General features: G+C 69.9%; 12 protein-coding genes and 1 pseudogene. 10 read left to right on the top strand and 3 right to left on the bottom strand.

The features are described from left to right. Positions 1–76 precede the first annotated feature (76 nt). The 5 genes from CCL05_RS20890 to CCL05_RS20870 all read left to right on the top strand — a co-directional run bounded on the left by CCL05_RS20890 (position 77) and on the right by CCL05_RS20870 (position 8,616). Positions 77–1,294, top strand: coding sequence for an LCP family protein (locus tag CCL05_RS20890; RefSeq protein ID WP_086562009.1), 1,218 nt, complete (start codon positions 77–79; stop codon positions 1,292–1,294). A gap of 240 nt (positions 1,295–1,534) precedes the next feature. Continuing rightward, the gene (locus tag CCL05_RS20885) at positions 1,535–3,286 is read left to right on the top strand and encodes an LCP family protein (RefSeq protein ID WP_086562007.1); all 1,752 of its coding nucleotides are present in this window, start codon (positions 1,535–1,537) and stop codon (positions 3,284–3,286) included. A gap of 75 nt (positions 3,287–3,361) precedes the next feature. Beyond that, entirely contained in the window at positions 3,362–5,005 is a 1,644-nt protein-coding gene (locus CCL05_RS20880; RefSeq protein WP_208641583.1) for an LCP family protein, read from the top strand. A 227-nt stretch (positions 5,006–5,232) separates the two neighbouring features. After that, positions 5,233–6,933, top strand: a complete 1,701-nt coding sequence (locus CCL05_RS20875; RefSeq protein ID WP_086562006.1) for an LCP family protein — start codon at positions 5,233–5,235, stop codon at positions 6,931–6,933. A 90-nt stretch (positions 6,934–7,023) separates the two neighbouring features. Next, the gene (locus tag CCL05_RS20870) at positions 7,024–8,616 is read left to right on the top strand and encodes an LCP family protein (RefSeq protein WP_086562005.1); all 1,593 of its coding nucleotides are present in this window, start codon (positions 7,024–7,026) and stop codon (positions 8,614–8,616) included. Positions 8,617–8,666: 50 nt separating this feature from the next. Here the strand turns inward: CCL05_RS20870 and CCL05_RS20865 are convergent, their stop codons facing one another. Beyond that, a complete protein-coding gene (locus CCL05_RS20865; protein ID WP_086562004.1) occupies positions 8,667–9,710 on the bottom strand; it encodes a glycosyltransferase family 2 protein in 1,044 nt (347 codons plus the stop codon). Positions 9,711–9,837: 127 nt separating this feature from the next. Here CCL05_RS20865 and CCL05_RS20860 point away from each other — a divergent pair, with 127 nt between their 5' ends. Together CCL05_RS20860 and CCL05_RS20855 are read left to right on the top strand one after the other, a co-directional pair. Then, positions 9,838–11,328, top strand: a complete 1,491-nt coding sequence (locus tag CCL05_RS20860; protein WP_086562003.1) for an LCP family protein — start codon at positions 9,838–9,840, stop codon at positions 11,326–11,328. A gap of 112 nt (positions 11,329–11,440) precedes the next feature. Then, complete coding sequence (locus tag CCL05_RS20855; protein ID WP_086562002.1) at positions 11,441–11,806, top strand: four-helix bundle copper-binding protein; 366 nt, start codon at positions 11,441–11,443, stop codon at positions 11,804–11,806. 58 nt (positions 11,807–11,864) lie between these two features. Here CCL05_RS20855 and CCL05_RS20850 read toward each other — a convergent pair whose 3' ends face one another. Beyond that, entirely contained in the window at positions 11,865–13,166 is a 1,302-nt protein-coding gene (locus CCL05_RS20850; protein ID WP_086562001.1) for an LCP family protein, read from the bottom strand. Between the two features lie 284 nt (positions 13,167–13,450). On the opposite strand from CCL05_RS20850, the gene CCL05_RS20840 reads away from it, so the two are divergent. Next, a complete protein-coding gene (locus tag CCL05_RS20840) occupies positions 13,451–14,008 on the top strand; it encodes an acyl-CoA thioesterase (RefSeq protein ID WP_037670903.1) in 558 nt (185 codons plus the stop codon). Positions 14,009–14,060: 52 nt separating this feature from the next. Here CCL05_RS20840 and CCL05_RS20835 read toward each other — a convergent pair whose 3' ends face one another. Next, complete coding sequence (locus tag CCL05_RS20835) at positions 14,061–15,218, bottom strand: acyl-CoA dehydrogenase (protein WP_086562000.1); 1,158 nt, start codon at positions 15,216–15,218, stop codon at positions 14,061–14,063. Between the two features lie 184 nt (positions 15,219–15,402). Here CCL05_RS20835 and CCL05_RS20830 point away from each other — a divergent pair, with 184 nt between their 5' ends. Then, positions 15,403–16,746, top strand: coding sequence for a UDP-glucose dehydrogenase family protein (locus CCL05_RS20830; RefSeq protein WP_086561999.1), 1,344 nt, complete (start codon positions 15,403–15,405; stop codon positions 16,744–16,746). Between the two features lie 402 nt (positions 16,747–17,148). Continuing rightward, a pseudogene (locus tag CCL05_RS20825) lies at positions 17,149–17,342 on the top strand (hypothetical protein); the annotation flags it as partial.

Genomic DNA, 17,342 nt, shown 5'->3' with positions numbered 1-17,342 from the left:
CCCACCCCCCATCCACGCCACAGTCGTAGGAGCAGTGCGCGCGCACGTTCGTACGTCGTGAGGGGTGGTCTCTGTCGTGGGCGACACCGGGAGGCTTGGGCCGGCGGGGGCCTCCGCCAGTGGGCCGGGGCTGGTGCGGCGTCGGCGGCGGCGGTGGGTGCGGATCGGGGCGTTCGCGGTCGCCGGTGTCGTCGCCGCGGCCGCCGGGGCCGGATGGGCCGTGTACGCGAAGCTCAGCGGCAACATCACGCCCGACGAGGCCGCCGCCGCCGAGCTCGCCCGGTACGAGAAGGAGCGGCCCACCTCGCTGGTCAAGGACGCGCGGAACATCCTGCTGATCGGGTCCGACTCGCGCGAGGGGGAGGACAACGCGCGCTACGGGCGCGACTCCGGGACCGAGCGGTCGGACACCACGATCCTGCTGCACCTGTCCGCGGGCCGGGGCAGCGCCACCGCCGTCTCCCTGCCCCGGGACCTGATGGTGAACGTGCCGGGCTGCCGGCGCCCGGACGGGTCGCGCAGCGTACCGCGGTTCACCATGTTCAACCGGGCGTTCCAGGTGGGCGGTTCGGCCTGCACCATCCGGACCGTCGAGAAGCTCACCGACATCCGCGTCGACAACCACGTCGTCGTCGACTTCCACGGCTTCAAGGAGATGGTCGACGCGGTCGACGGCGTGGAGGTGTGCCTGCGGGAGCCGATCGACGACCGGGCCGCCAAGCTGCGGCTCCCCGCCGGACGGGTGACCCTCGACGGCGAGCAGGCGCTCGGCTACGTCCGCGTCCGCAAGACGCTCGGTGACGGCAGCGACACGGAACGAATGGAACGGCAGCAACGGTTCCTCGGAGCACTCGTCAACAAGGTGCGCAGCAATGACGTCCTGCTGAATCCGGTGAAGCTGTATCCCGTGCTGGACGCCGCCACGTCCTCCCTCACAACCGACCCGGATCTGGCCAGCCTGCGCGGTTTGTACGAACTCGTGCGCGGGCTGCGCGACATCCCCATGGAACGTGTGCAATTCCTGACCGTTCCACGGGAGTCGTACGCGTACGACGCCAATCGCGACCAACTCGTGGAGCCCGAGGCGGAGAGGTTGTTCGAGCGGTTGCGTACGGACACACCCGTGGTGGTGGCCGGAAAGGTTCCGCACGGTCCCGCCCCCTTGAGGCCTACCGATTCGCGTGACGGGTCGTACGGGGATTCCCATCCGGGGCCGTTTACCGAGCCCGCCGTCACCGTTTCTCCTCCACCGACGTTCCGGGGGAACACGGCAGCCGAGGACACCTGTGAGTAAAGCGGGCACCAAGGCCGCTCCAAGGCAATGGACTCTTCACCCAGGAAATGGGCGAATTGCCCAGGTGTAGGGACGTGGAATTTGTCACCGTCGTCGTTCGGCACTGAACTGGGCGGTTAGTGTGAGCGATCCGGTGCGCCCGGCTCTGAGGACGGTCCTGAGGTCGCGCACTGTGTGACCGAGACCCGGGTGCCTTGGAGGGGGAGGCGCCGCGTGCCCCGACGGAGGAAACAGACAACCGTGGACGCGCAAGGCCGTGGGCGGGCGGACGATATCGATCCCGCAGACCAGTGGGTGCTCAATCCGAACACCGGCGAATACGAACTGCGACTGCCCCCTTCCGCACCGCAGTCGGGCGTCCCCAGTCCTCGCCGGCCACCGGCCTCCGACGGGGTCCCGTCCGGGCGCGGCCGCAGGGATGCCGGCGGCCGCAGGGATGCCGGCAGTCGCACGGACGCGCCGGGCCGTGCGGCCCCGCCGCGCAGGCGCCGCGGAGCGCCGGAGGAGCCACTGCCGGGACGGCGCGGACGGCGGCCGGCCAAGAAGGCCGCGAAGGGCAAGAAGGTCCTGCTGTGGACCGGCGGCACGATGGCGTTCGTGCTGGTCGCCGGGGCGGGCGCCGCGTACTTCTACATCGAGCACCTGAACGGCAACATCGCGTCCGTCTCCGACGACGGCGCGAGCACCGGTGGCTTCCAGAAGGACAAGGCCATCAACATCCTGCTGATCGGCACGGACAAGCGCACCGGCAAGGGCAACGAGAGCTACGGCGACGCGGGCAGTGTCGGGCACGCCGACACCACGATCCTGCTGCACGTCTCCAAGGACCGTTCGAACGCGACCGCGCTCAGCATCCCGCGTGACCTGATCGTCGACGTGCCGGACTGCCCGACCACGCAGGAGGACGGCTCGCAGAAGGTCATCCCCGGCACGCAGAAGGCCCGCTTCAACACCAGCCTCGGGCAGGACGGCCGCACGCCCAGCTGCACCATGCGGACCGTGACCGAGCTGACCGGGGTCAAGCCGGACAACTTCATGGTGGCCGACTTCAACGCGGTCAAGACGCTGACCAGCGCGGTCGGCGGGGTCGAGGTCTGTCTGGGCAAGGACATCGACGACCCGGACTCGCATCTGAAGCTGTCGAAGGGCACGCACACCATCGAGGGCGAGCAGGCGCTGGCGTTCGTGCGGACCCGGCACGCCGTCGGCTTCGGCGGCGACCTGAGCCGGATCGGGCTCCAGCAGCAGTTCCTGAGCGCGCTGATGCGCAAGCTGAAGTCCAACGACACGCTCACCAGCCCCTCCAAGATGCTCGACCTGGCCGAGGCGGGCACCAAGGCCCTGACCGTCGACTCGCAGCTGGACAGCATCGGCAAGCTGAAGGACCTCGGTCTGGAGCTGGGCAAGCTCAACACCAAGAACCTGACGTTCACCACGACCCCGGTGATCGACAACCCGACGGAGAAGGTCAAGAGCACGGTCGTGCTGAACGAGTCGACGGCCCCGCAGGTCTTCGACATGATCAAGAACGATGTCTCCTTCACCGCGGTGAAGGAGCAGAAGAAGAAGGAGGCGGCCGCCGTGGCCGCCCGTCTGAAGGGCAGCAAGTCGCCGGCCTCCGAGGTCCGGGTGCGGATCCTCAACGGCGGCGCCGAGCCCGGCAGCGCCCAGGAGACGCTCAGCTGGCTCCAGGTCGAGGAGGGCGTGACCAAGTCGGAGAACGCCGGCAACGCGCCCGCGGAGCTGGCGAAGACGACCCTCGAGTACGCCCCCGACCAGGCGGACCAGGCCCGCCGCCTCGCCGACATCATGGGGCTGTCCGGGTCGGCGATGAAGCCGGGCAAGAGTGTGCAGAACGCCCAGGGACTGCCGGCGATGACGCTGACCCTGGGCAAGGACTTCAAGGGTGCGGGCGCTTCCCTCACCGCTCCGTCGAAGGCGCCGGAGGGTGTTCAGAAGTCCACGGCGGACAAGGTCGAGTGCGCCGAGTGACCTGACGGGCCTGCCGTACGTCTCACAGGGCGTACGGCAGGCCTTGTCCGGTGACACGGGGGTGGGGAAGAGCAGATGGCACGCAGCAGCAGTGTGTACGGAGAGGGGACCAGGCCGCGGGCCGTCCCGGAGGAGCCGGTCCCGGGCGGCCCCGGTGACCCGGGCAGCCCGGCGCGGCCGGGCGACGGGCACCGCCGGGGAGGCCGCAGACCCGGCCGCGGTCGTGGGCGCCGCGTCCTGCGCTGGTCGGCGGCGTCCCTCTCCGTGCTGATCCTCGCGACCGCCGGCGCCGGCTACCTGTACTACGAGCACCTCAACGGCAACATCGAGAAGGGCCGGCGCAGCAGCGGCGACTCAAAGGCGACGAAGGCCACCCCGAACGCGGCCGGGCAGACGCCCCTGAACATCCTGCTGATCGGCTCCGACAGCCGTGCCTCCGACGAGAACGTGAAGCTGGGCGGCGCGCGCAAGGACCGCGGCAATCCGCCGCTGGCCGACGTGCAGATGCTCATCCACCTGGCCGCGGACCGCAAGAGCGCCGCCGTGGTGAGCATTCCGCGCGACACCCGGGTCGACATACCCAAGTGCACCGACCCGGAGACCGGGCGGACCTACCCGCCGGTCAACACGATCATCAACACCTCGCTGGCCCGGGGCGGAGCGGGCTGCACGCTGGCGACCTGGGAGAACCTCACCGGGATCTACGTCGACCACTGGATGACGATCGACTTCGCGGGCGTGGTGAAGATGGCCGACGCGATCGGCGGGGTCGAGGTGTGCGTGCGGCAGAACGTGTGGGACCGCCCGCTGCCCGGCGTGCCCGGCGGCTCGGGTCTGAAGCTGACGGCCGGCCGGAAGAAGGTCGAGGGCGAGCAGGCCCTCCAGTGGCTGCGCACCCGGCACGCCTGGGGCAGCGACCCGCTGCGGGCCCGGGCGCAGCACATGTACATGAACTCGATGATCCGCACGCTCAAGGCGCAGAACGTCTTCACCGACACCGGCCGGCTGACGGACCTGGCCGAGGCGGCGACCAAGTCGCTGCACGTGTCCGAGGAGCTCGGCACGGTGAAGAAGCTGTACGACCTGGGGATGCAGCTGAAGACGGTCCCGACGGACCGCATCACCATGACGACGCTGCCCACGACCGAGGACCCCAAGGACCGCAACCACCTGATCCCGGCAGGCGCCGACGCCGACCGGGTGTGGGACATGATCCGCGACGACGTGCCCTTCGACGGCAAGGGCGCGAAGAAGGCCTCCAAGACCTCCGAGGCGCCCGAGACCTCCAAGGACCCCGCCGCCGCGGACGACGCGATCGGTGTCCTGGTGCAGAACGCCACGCGTTCGGCCACCCTCGGCCCGGTGACCGGCCGCGCGGGCGCCATCACCCGGTCGCTGGTGGAGAAGGGCTTCACGAAGGCCGCCGCGGACACCTCGGGCGCGCTGTCCGAGGAGCGGACCCTGGTGCGCTACCCGAGCGCCGAACTGGCGGGCGACGCGCAGCGGGTCGCCAAGTCGCTGGGCATTCCGGCGAGTTCGGTGCGACGGTCGACGGACGTCTCCGGCGTCACGGTCGTCGTGGGCGCCGACTGGCGTACGGGTACGGCCTATCCGAAGCAGCCGGCTCCGAAGGCCGGGGACCTGCCCGGCGACGTGGACGCCCTCAACGGCTCGGACACCGGGAAGTGCATGGACGTGTACAAGCCCTACCGCTGGTAGCGAGCGGAGGAGCGACGCGCACACCGGTCGACGACTTTCTTCCACCCCCGTACAGGGAATTGGGCGGAATTGCCCGCCTGCATGGACCTTGAATTTGTCATTCAGCGCACATCGACGTTCAACTGGGCGGATAGTGTGAGCGATCCAGAGCTTCTGTGATGACCAGTACCCGTGCGCCTTCCGGGGGGAGAAGGCGCCGCGTGCCCCGACGGAGGAAACAGACAACCGTGGACGCGCAACGCCGTGGCCGGGGGGAACAGATCGACCCGGCAGACCAGTGGGTACTCAATCCGGACACCGGCGAATACGAACTGCGACTGACTCCCTCCGGAACGCAGTCGCCGGCGTCCGGAGCACGCGGATCCACTCCCCCGCCGAGGGCGGGCGGCACCCGCACCGACGTTCCGCCCCAGCGCCGGCGGCGCGGTGCGCCCCAGGAGCCGCCGCCCGGGCGGCGCGGTGGCCGCCGGCCGGTGCAGCAAAAGCCGAAGAAGGCGAAGAAGGTGCTGATGTGGACCGGCGGCACGATGGCGTTCGTGCTGGTCGGCGTCGGCGGGGCCGGCTACTTCTACCTCCGGCACCTGGAGGGCAACGTCACGACGACCGACATCGGCAGCGCGGGCGCCAGCACCTTCAGCAAGGACGAGGCCTTCAACATCCTCATCATCGGCACGGACAAACGCACCGGTGAGGGCAACGAGGGCTACGGCGACAAGGGCAGCTCCGGGCACGCCGACACCACGATCCTGCTGCACGTCGCCAAGGACCGCTCCAACGCGACCGCGCTCAGCATCCCCCGGGACCTGATCGTGAACATCCCGGACTGCCCGACGAAGCTGGAGGACGGCTCGGAGAAGGTCGTCCCGGGCCAGCAGGGCGTCCAGTTCAACCGGAGCCTCGGGGAGAACGGCCGGGACCCGGGCTGCACGATGCGCACGGTCAAGGAGAACACCGGCATCCAGGCCGACCACTTCATGATGGCCGACTTCAACGCGGTGAAGACGCTGACGACGGCGGTGGAGGGGGTCGACGTCTGCGTGGAGAAGCCGGTCAACGACAAGCAGTCCAAACTCGTCCTGCCCGCGGGCCCGTCGAAGGTCGAGGGCGAACAGGCCCTCGCGTTCGTCCGTACCCGCAAGAGCTTCGGCAACCACGGCGACCTGGACCGCATCAAGGTGCAGCAGCAGTTCCTGGGCTCGCTCATGCGCAAGATGTCCTCCGGTGACACCCTCACCAGCCCCTCGAAGCTGCTGAAGCTGGCCGAGGCCGCGACCAAGGCGCTGACCGTGAACGAGGCCATCGGCAACGTCGGCACGCTCAAGGACATCGCCCTGGAGCTGAAGAAGGTGCCGACGAAGAACATCGCCTTCACGACCGTCCCGGTGAGGGACAACCCGGCGGAGACGGTGAAGGTGACGGTCGTCCTCGAAGAGTCGAAGGCTCCCCAGCTGTTCGACATGATCCGCAACGATGTCTCGCTCACCGAGGTCAAGCAGCAGAAGAAGAAGGTCAAGGACGCCGAGGCCGCGCGGCTGAAGGGCACCAAGGCTCCGGCAGCCGAGGTGCGGGTGCGGATCCTCAACGGCGGTGCCGACCCCGGCAGCGCGCAGAAGACCCTCCAGTACCTCCAGGTCGAGGAGGGCGTGACCAAGTCCGAGAACGGCGGCAACGCGCCCGCCGAACTGGCGAGGACCACGCTGGAGTACGGCCCCGGCGAGGCCGACCAGGCCCGCCGCCTCGCCGCCATCATGGGACTGTCCGGGGCGGCGATGAAGCCCGGCGAGAGCGTGAAGAACGCCCAGGGGCTGCCCGCCATGACCCTGACCCTCGGCAAGGACTTCAAGGGCGCCGGCGTGAAGCTCGACGCCCCGGTCGAGACGGCGGACGTGGACAAGTCCACCGCCGACAAGGTGAAGTGCGCGAGTTGACCCGCTGAGGGCAACTGACGGGCCCGTCATGCGTCTAACAGGAGGCAGGACGGGCCTGTCGCGTGCGCGGGGGGCGGGAAGGACCGGGAAGTGACGCAGAGCGGTGTGCGGGAGAACGAATCGCGGCAGGGCGTCCGCCAGGAACCGGACCCGGGCGAGACCCCGTCGGCGAGGGGCGGCACGCCCGGCGGCCAGGGGCCGCGCCGGCGTCCGAGGCGGCTGCTGAGGTGGTCCGCAGCCGTGCTCGCGGTCCTCATACTCGGGACGGCCGGGGCCGGATACCTCTACTACCGGCATCTGAACGGCAACATCAAGAAGGACGCGCTGAACCTCGGCGACCACAAGGTCGCCGCGCCGACGCCGAACGCCGCCGGGCAGACCCCGCTGAACATCCTGCTCATCGGCTCGGACGCGCGGGACAGCAAGGAGAACCAGAAACTCGGCGGCGCCCGTGAGACGTTCGGCGCCGCGCCGCTGGCGGACGTGCAGATGCTGCTGCACCTGTCCGCCGACCGCACCAACATGTCGGTCATCAGCATGCCCCGCGACACGCTCGTGACGATCCCCAAGTGCACCGACCCGGACGACGGGGACGTGTACCCGGAGAGCCAGGGGCGGAGGATGACCAACCAGAGCCTCGGGCACGGCGGCCCGGGCTGCACGGTGGCCACCTGGCAGGAGCTCACCGGCATCCACATCGACCACTTCGTCATGGTCGACTTCGCGGGCGTGGTGGCGATGGCCGACGCCGTCGGCGGTGTCCCCGTGTGCGTCGACGCCAACATCCACTCCCGCACCTCCGACGGCAAGGGCTCGGGCCTGAAGCTGGAGAAGGGCACCTCGTACATCCAGGGCGAGCAGGCCCTCCAGTGGCTGCGCACCCGCTACGGCTTCGAGGACGGCAGCGACCTCGCCCGCGCCAAGGCCCAGCACATGTACATGAACGCGATGGTCCGCCGGCTGCGCGAGAACGCCACCCTCAGCAGCCCCAACAACCTCCGCAGACTCGCCGAGGAGGCCACCCGCGCACTGACGGTCGACCCCGGCCTCGACACCGTCAAGAAGCTCTACGACCTCAGCGACGAGCTGCGCAAGGTCGAGCCGGCGCGCATCACCATGACCACGATGCCCAACCGGTACGTGGGCGCCCGTGTGGAGCCGACGGAGGACGCCGAGCAGCTGTTCCGGCTGGTGCGGGACGACATCGCGCTGGACGGCAAGGACAAGGACAAGAAGAAGGCGCAGGAGAAGGTCTCCGCCGACCCGGCCGCGGCCGACGACGAGATTCCCGTGCAGGTCCGCAACGGCACCCGGACCGGCACCCGGGCCGCGGCGCGCGGGCGCGCGAGCACGGTGGCCGGGCTGCTGACGGAGCAGGGCTTCGCCCAGGCCGTCGCCGACACCACCGGCTCGTGGAGCGAGGAGCGGACCGTCGTCCGATACCCGAGCGCCGACCTGGAGGGCGACGCGCAGCGGGTCGCCACGGCCCTCGGGATTCCGCTGAGTTCGGTCAAGCGGTCGACCGGCGTCTCAGGCGTCACGCTCGTCGTGGGCGCCGACTGGCGGGAGGGCGCGGACTACAAGGCACCCAAGCGGGACGACCGGACCCCGAAATCGGCCGACGCGCTCAACGGCGCGGACGACAAGGCCTGTATGCATGTGAACCCGAACTTCACCTGGTGACGACGAACGGGCCCCTCCCGCACGGGAAGGGGCCCGTGAGTGCGCCCTGGTCAGCTCGTGGTCGCGTCCGCGTCCGCCCGGACCGCCGGACGCCGGGAGGCGATGACCTTCTTCGCCAACGACCGCGGGCTGGTCAGGAAGCCCCAGCCCCACGACATGTGCATGGTGGCGAGCGCCACGGGGATCTGGAGCCGCGCCTTCAGCGGCAGCCCCCGGCCCGCCGGAACGGAGCCGAGCAGGATCGCCGCGAGATAGCCGCCGGGCACGACGAAGCCCCACGGCGTCAGCAGCGCGCCCACCAGGGTGCCGGCCGCGATCGCGCACACGGCGGTCGGCGGGGCGAGGTAGCGCAGGTTGATGGAACCCTCGTGGAAGCGGGCGACGACGTGCCGCCAGCGGCCGTAGTCCTTGTACTGCTTGGCGAGCGCCTTCACGCTCGGCCGCGGCCGGTACGACACCCTCAGCTCGGGCGAGAACCAGATGAGGCCCCCGGCCTCCCTGATCCGGAAGTTCAGCTCCCAGTCCTGGGCGCGGATGAACTCCACGTTGTAGCCGCCCTGCTGCTCCAGCGCCTCGCGCCGGAAGACCCCGAGGTAGACGGTCTCGGCCGGGCCCGCCTGTCCGCCCGTGTGGAAGGAGGCGTTGCCGACGCCTATCTTCGAGGTCATCGCGGCGGCGACGGCGTGCTCCCAGTCGTTCTCGCCCTCGGCGTGCATGATGCCGCCGACGTTCTGCGCGCCGGTCTCCTCCAGGAGCCGTACGGCGGTGGCGATGTAGTCGGGCGAGAGCATGCCGTGCCCGTCGACGCGGACGACGATCGGGTGGCGGGAGGCGTTGATCGCCGCGTTCAGCGCCGCGGGCGTACGGCCGGTGGGGTTGGGGACGGTGTGGACACGCGGGTCTTCGGCCACGAGCTCGGCGGCGATCTCGTCCGTGCGGTCCGTGGACGGACCGAGGGCGATCACGACCTCCATCTCGCCGGCGTACTCCTGCGCGAGGATCGCTTGGACTGCTCCCCGCAGATGCCGTTCCTCGTCGAGGACGGGCATGATCACGGAAACGGCGGGGAGCCGCACGTCGGGATTGGCGTTCATAGGGGCCTCACGTTACCGCGAACGAGGGACACCGGTGCGCGCCGCAGGGGCGGTACAGCGGGCCGCAGATCGTATCGGCCTACGGTTTCACCGATCCCGCGCACGGCCGTCGTCCGGAGGTGCCCCCTTGCCCACGCCGCGGTCCCCTCGGTCCACCGCCGCCCCGCAACGCCGCCCGCGGCCCTCCCCCGGGCGCACCCCGCGCAGGCCCGCGCCGCCCGCACGGCGCCGCAAGCCGCGCTGGGGCCTGCGCGTGGTCACCACCCTGTCCGTGGTGGTCCTCGCGTCCGCCGGTATCGGGCACGCGGTGATGACCAGCCTGGACGCGGACATCGCCCGGGTCGACCCCTTCAAGGACATGAAGAACCGGCCGCAGTCGGGCCACGGCATGAACGTGCTGCTGGTCGGCACCGACGGCCGCGAGAAGATCAGCAGGCAGGAGCGGCGGAAGTACCGGCTGGGCGGGGCGCCCTGCCACTGCACCGACACGATCATGATCGTGCACATCTCGGGGGACCGGGAACGGGCGAGTGTGGTGAGCCTGCCGCGCGACTCGTACGCCGTGACGCCCGCGCACGTCGACCGTACGACGGGCAAGCGGCACGGCGGGCACCCGATCAAGCTGAACGCGGCGTACGCGGAGGGCGGGCCGCAGCTGACCGTGCGGACGGTCGAGAGCATGACGAAGGTGAAGATCGACCACTATCTGGAGGTCGACTTCACCAGCTTCATGAGGACGGTGGACGTGGTCGGAGGCGTGCAGGTCTGCACCGCCGCCCCGCTCAGGGACAGCTACACCGGCCTGGACCTCCCGGCCGGGCGGCACACGCTGGCGGGCGGGCAGGCGCTCCAGTACGTGCGCGCCCGCCACCTCGACGGGGCCTCGGACCTGGGCCGGATGAAACGCCAGCAGCGCTTCATGGCGGCGCTCGTGGAACGGATCACCTCCTCGGGGATCCTTCTCAACCCGATGAAGTTCCGGGACGTGACGCGTGCGGTGCTCGGCTCCGTGCGGGCGGACAAGGGCTTCGGTACGCACGAGATGCTGGACCTCGGCCGGGCCATGCGGAACTTCTCCCCCTCCTCCTCCGAGTTCACGACCGTCCCGATCGGGCAGATGGAGTTCGCCGCGAAGGGCGTCGGCTCGACGCTGAAGTGGGACGCCGTCAAGGCGGAGCGGCTCTTCCACGCCCTGCGCGAGGACCAGCCGCTGTCCGTGCACAAGGCGCGCGGCGCGGCCCGGATCGTCTCGGTCGCCCCGCAGCAGATCCGCGTCCAGGTGGAGAATGGCACGCGCACGCCCGGGCTGGGCCGCCGGGTGGACGCGGCCCTGGCCTCGACGGGCTTCAGGACGACCCGGGCCCCGGTGGACGCCGCCGCCCATGACGTCAAGCGCACGATCGTCGCCTACGACCCCCGCTGGGACCGCTCGGCCAAGTCGCTCGCCACGGCCCTGCCGGGCAGCGAACTGCGCCCCGTCAACGGGCTGGGCGCGACCCTGAAAGTCATCGCGGGCACGGATTTCGACCGCGTACGCAAGGTACGCGCCGAGGACCCCGGGCAGGGCGAGGTCGGGGTGGTACGCGGGGACGAGGTGGCGTGCGCGGAGGGGCCGTGACGCACGCATGGCGGATTGGTTCCTTCCGCCCCGTGGCGGTCGGGCCCCGGCAGGCGTAGGACGGAAGGCACGAGAACCGAACGCGGCTCTCACCCGCCCCCCGGGAGGAATCATGACCCAGCAGCCCGCCACCATGACCCCACTGAGCAAGGAGATGCAGGACTGCGTCCAGGCGTGCATGACCTGCCACAGCGTGTGCGAGGAGACCATGAGCTCCTGCCTGCAGATGGGCGGCCAGGCCCAGATGCAGATCATGCGCGCCGTCATGGACTGCGCCGAGATGACGCGTCTGTGCGCGGACATGATGATGCGCCGCTCGCCGCTGTCGGCCGAGATGTGCGCGATGTGCGCCCGGGCCTGTGACATGTGCGCCGAGGCGTGTATGTCCATGCCGGACGACGCCCAGATGATGCGCTGCGCCGAGGCGTGTCGCCGCTGTGCCGAGACGTGCCGGTCGATGTCGGCCGCCGCGATGTGAGGACCGCCTCACAGCAGTCGGGGGCACCCCCGTGGGTGCCCCCGACGCATGCCGGTGCTCAGTTGCCCGAGACGGTGACCGTCTCGTCGTTCTTCAGCTGGTCGACCAGCGTCTTCACCTTCGTGGTGTCCCACTGGAGGTTGCCGTTCGCGGAGTTGCCCGCGATCGGCATGTTCATCGACTTGCCCTCGCCGCCGCTGACGCCCTTCATCGCCCAGAACATGGACGCCAGGTCGAACAGGCCCATGTCCTTGTCGACCACGAGGGAGTCCAGGCCCGCGCCCATGGTCGGGTACAGCTTGAACGGGTTGAGAACCGTGCTCGGCGTGGCGACCTGGTTGGCCAGCGCGGAGAGGAACTTCTGCTGGTTCTTCGTGCGGTCCAGGTCGGAGCCGGCGAGCGCGTACCGGGTGCGGACGAAGGCGAGGGCCTGCTCACCGTTGAGGGTCTGCTTGCCCTTCTTGAAGTCCGCGCCGGACTTGGTGTCCTTGATGTCCTGCGGAATGTCCATCTCGACACCGCCGACCGCGTCCACGATGTTCGCGAAGCCGCCGAAGCCGATCTCCACGTAGTGGTCGATGTGCAGGCCCGTGTTGGCCTCGACGGTACGGACCAGCAGCTCGGGGCCGTCCTCCGCGTACGCCGCGTTCAGCTTCGTCTGGCGGCCGGTGGCCGGGTAGAGCTTGCCGGAGTCGGAGCCCTTGTACGACGGGATCGTGACGTTCGAGTCACGCGGCAGCGAGATCAGCGTCGGGCTGTTGCCGCCGGTGTGCAGGATCATCATCGAGTCCGTGCGCTTGCCCTCGGCGGACCCGGTGTGCAGCTTCTTCTTCTCCTCGGCCGACATGCCCGCGCGGCTGTCGGAGCCGACGATCAGGTAGTTGGTGCCCTCGCCCGTCTCCGGCCGGTCGATGACCTTCGACAGGTCGACGTCGCGGTTGAGCTTGGAGTCGGCCCAGAAGTACGTGGCGACGCTCGTCACGACCAGCACCGTCACGAGCATGATGGTCGTCACCTTGATACGGCGGCGCCAGTTCGGCGCGGGGCGCGGCTCGTACATGCCGTCGCCCGGACCGCCGGGGCCTCTGCCGCCGGGTGAGCCGTAGACCTGGCCGGTGTTGTAGCCGCTGTCGTAGCCGTCGCCGGGGCCGTAGCCGCCGCCGTCGACGTACGACGGCTGCTGCGGCACGCCGCCCTGGTACGGCGGGGCGCCGCCGTAGCCGGCCTGCCCGGGCGATGCCGCCGGACCGCGGCGGACCTGCCGCATGACACGGGCGCTCTCGGGCTGTGCGCTCGAGCTGCCGCGTCCGTAGCGGTTGCCGCGGTTGTCACCGGAGAATCCCTCGGGCCAATCATTCATGCGCCCCAGTGTGCAGGTCCCCGTAGTACGCCATACAAGAGTCGTCGGAAAATCAGAGCACGGCTGTGGCGAAGCTGACACAAAACCCCCTCATACCGCCTCGGCATAAGGGGTCCTTGCGCTATGAGCGTCCGATCAGGTCGCGTGGTCTGGTGCCGTGCATCGCAAGGCGCCGGAGCGCCCTGGTAGCGGAGCTACCAGGGCGCTCCGGCAACGCGGCGAGGTGCGGTGCCAGGCCGCGCGACCCGGACGGGCATAGCGCAAGGACCCCTAAGGTAGGGGCCATGACAGATCAGGCCCCAGCTGCGGATTCCGGCACTGCGGATATCCCGGGCAAGCCGACTTCGGCCTCCCGCACCACCCTCAGCCACATCATGACCCACAACGACACGAACCTTCTGGGGACGGTGCACGGCGGCGTGATCATGAAGCTGGTGGACGACGCGGCGGGCGCCGTGGCCGGGCGGCACTCCGGCGGGCCGGCGGTGACGGCGTCCATGGACGAGATGGCGTTCCTGGAGCCGGTCCGCGTCGGCGACCTGGTCCATGTCAAGGCACAGGTCAACTGGACCGGCCGCACGTCCATGGAGGTCGGCGTCCGCGTCCTGGCCGAACGCTGGAACGAGTCGGCCCCGCCCACGCAGGTCGGCTCCGCCTACCTCGTCTTCGCGGCCGTCGACGCCGACGGCAAGCCCCGCCGGGTGCCCCCGGTCCTGCCGGAGACCGAACGCGACAAGCGCCGCTACCAGGAGGCCCAGATCCGCCGCACCCACCGCCTGGCCCGCCGCCGGGCGATCATGGAACTGCGCGAGAAGCGGGCGGCGGAGGGGTTCGAGGACTGAGCGAGCCTCCGGCCCGGGGGGCGGGAGGCCCACTCGCTCGTCCCAGGACCTGTTACGGCAGGTTGCGCGCCATCACGATGCGCTGGACCTGGTTCGTACCTTCGTATATTTGTGTGATCTTGGCGTCGCGCATCATGCGCTCCACCGGGTAGTCGCGCGTGTAGCCGTAGCCGCCGAGGAGCTGGACGGCGTCCGTGGTGACCTCCATCGCCGTGTCCGAGGCGAAGCACTTGGCGGCGGCGCCCAGGTAGGTGAGGTCGGCGTCGCCGCGCTCGGAGGCGGCGGCGGCCTGGTAGGTCAGGGCGCGGGCGGCCGAGATCTTCATGGCCATGTCGGCGAGCATGAACTGGATGCCCTGGAAGTCGGCGATCGGCTTGCCGAACTGCTTGCGCTCCTGGACGTAGCCCTTGGCGTAGTCGAGGGCGCCCTGGGCGATGCCGAGGGCCTGGGCGGCGATGGTGATGCGGGTGTGGTCGAGGGTCTTCATCGCCGTGGCGAAGCCGGTGCCCTCCTCGCCGATCATGCGGTCGGCGGGGATACGGACGTTGTCGAGGTAGACCTCGCGGGTCGGGGAGCCCTTGATGCCGAGCTTCTTCTCCGGGGCGCCGAAGGAGACACCCTCGTCCGACTTCTCGACGACGAAGGCCGAGATGCCCTTGGAGCGCTTCGACGGGTCCGTGACCGCCATGACCGTGTAGTACTCGGACTCGCCCGCGTTGGTGATCCAGCGCTTCACGCCGTTGAGGACCCAGTGGTCGCCGTCGCGGACGGCCTTCGTCTTCATGCCGGCGGCATCCGAGCCGGCGTCCGGCTCGGACAGGCAGTACGAGAACATGCCGTCGCCCTTGGCCAGCGGGGTCATGTACTTCTTCTTCAGCTCCTCGGAGCCGGAGAGGATCACCGGGAGCGAGCCCAGCTTGTTCACCGCGGGGATGAGGGAGGAGGAGGCGCAGACGCGCGCGACTTCCTCGATCACTATGACGGTCGCCAGGGCGTCGGCGCCCGAGCCGCCGTACTCCTCCGGTACGTGCACGGCGTGCAGGTCGTTCGCGACCAGTGCCTGGAGCGCCTCCTGCGGGAAGCGGGCCTCCTCGTCCACCGCGGCGGCGTACGGCGCGATCTTCGCCTCGGCCAGCGAGCGGACGGCGTCGCGGAGCATGTCGTGCTCCTCGGACGGGCGGTACAGGTCGAAGTCAGCCGATCCGGCCAAGGTCTCTCACGCTCCAAAACGCTGCGATGGTGGCGCTAACTACCGTTAAGTAATCAAAGTTTATGGGCTCGCCCACGGGAGGGATACGTGACCTGGACGACAGCGGGAAAGTTGCCCAGTGAAGCGCGCTCCCATGCCCCGGATATGCTCGGGCGCGCACCTGCCGTAGACCCCTGGAGCACCCATGGCCCTGAAGATCACCGTGATCGGCACCGGTTATCTCGGCGCGACACACGCGGCGGCCATGGCCGAGCTCGGCTTCGAGGTGCTCGCCCTCGACGTGGTGCCCGAGAAGATCGAGAAGCTGGAGCGCGGCGAGGCCCCGATGTACGAGCCGGGGCTCGACGAGCTGCTGCGGCGTCATGTCGCGGGCATCGAGGGCGCCAGCGGGCGACTGCGCTTCACGCGGGACTGGGCCGAGATCGGCGCGTTCGGCGATGTGCACTTCGTCTGCGTGAACACCCCGCAGCGGCACGGCGAGTACGCCTCCGACATGAGCTACGTCGACTCCGCGTTCGCCTCGCTCGCGCCGCATCTGCACGGTCCCGCCCTGGTCGTCGGCAAGTCGACCGTGCCCGTCGGCACCGCCGACCGGCTGGCGGCCTACCTGTCCGCGCACGCGCCGGCCGGCGAGGGCGCCGAGCTGGCGTGGAACCCGGAGTTCCTGCGCGAGGGCTTCGCCGTCAAGGACACCCTGCACCCCGACCGGATCGTGGTGGGGGTGCGCAGCGAGCGGGCCGAGAAGCTGCTGCGCGAGGTGTACGCCACGCCGATCGCCGAGGGCTCGCCGTTCGTGGTGACGGACTTCCCGACCGCCGAGCTGGTGAAGACCTCCGCGAACTCCTTCCTCGCCACGAAGATCTCCTTCATCAACGCCATGGCCGAGGTGTGCGAGGCCGCGGGCGGTGACGTGGCCAAGCTGGCGGAGGCCATCGGCTACGACGACCGGATCGGCAAGAAGTTCCTGCGGGCCGGGATCGGCTTCGGCGGCGGCTGTCTGCCGAAGGACATCCGGGCGTTCATGGCGCGGGCCGGTGAGCTGGGCGCGGACCAGGCGCTGACCTTCCTGCGGGAGATCGACTCCATCAACATGCGCCAGCGCGGGCAGATGGTCGAGCTGACCCGGCAGGCGCTGGGCGGCGGGCCGTTCCTCGGCAAGCGCGTCGCGGTCCTGGGCGCGACCTTCAAGCCCGACTCGGACGACGTCCGGGACTCCCCCGCGCTGAACGTCGCCGGGCAGATCCACCTCCAGGGCGGCCAGGTCACGGTCTACGACCCCAAGGGCATGGACAACGCCCGCCGCGTCTTCCCGACCCTCGGCTACGCCGACTCGGCGCTGGAGGCGGTGCGCGGTGCCGACATCGTGCTGCACCTGACGGAGTGGCGGGAGTTCCGCGAGCTGGACGAGGAGGCGCTCGGCGAGGTCGCCGCGGCCCGGGTCATCCTCGACGGCCGCAACGCCCTCGACCCGGAGCGCTGGCGCAAGGCCGGGTGGACGTACCGGGCGATGGGGCGGCCGACCGCCTGAGTGTGGTCGGTCCATGGAATTCGGTGGGCTTCCATGAATTCCTGACGGATGTGTGAGGGGTCCGGGAATTCCCGTGGGATCGGTGAAGGACTGAGTGGATCCGCGGGGATTCTCGGTACGTCTTTCGCTGCCGCGAGGCCCCACTCGGGCAGGCCCCCCAAGGACGGAACCCCCCATGCAGCCTCGGCAGACGCCACCGCCCGCGAAATCATCAATGTGAGTTCGAATTTTATTCGAGCAGCACGCTGAATCGACCGTTCTCACAGGCCGACCCACCGGGAGAGAGGGTCAGGCAACAATCGATTAACCGACGCGTAGTTGCACGGAATCCCCCTTCCACTCCACTGGTCGTCATTCGCCACACCTTCCATTGGCTTGACCAGACCATGCCAGGAGTGCCCCATGCCCTTGTTCTCCCGGGCGGAGTGGCCGCGGGATCACCGCGACGAGTTGGTGGCCGGCGCGCTCGTCGGCGCCGTGGTCATCGTGCTCGGATACGCGTCCGGCATCGGTGCCCCCTCCGCCTCCGGCAGCACGCAGACCGCCGCTCCCCCCGCAGCACCGCCCACGGCCGGCGCGCCGGCCGTGGGCGGTGC

This window comes from Streptomyces africanus, assembly GCF_002150735.1.
In the GTDB taxonomy this organism is placed as follows: domain Bacteria; phylum Actinomycetota; class Actinomycetes; order Streptomycetales; family Streptomycetaceae; genus Streptomyces; species Streptomyces africanus.
Note: the sequence above shows the minus strand (reverse complement) of the source record. Positions and strands in the feature narration are given on the sequence as shown.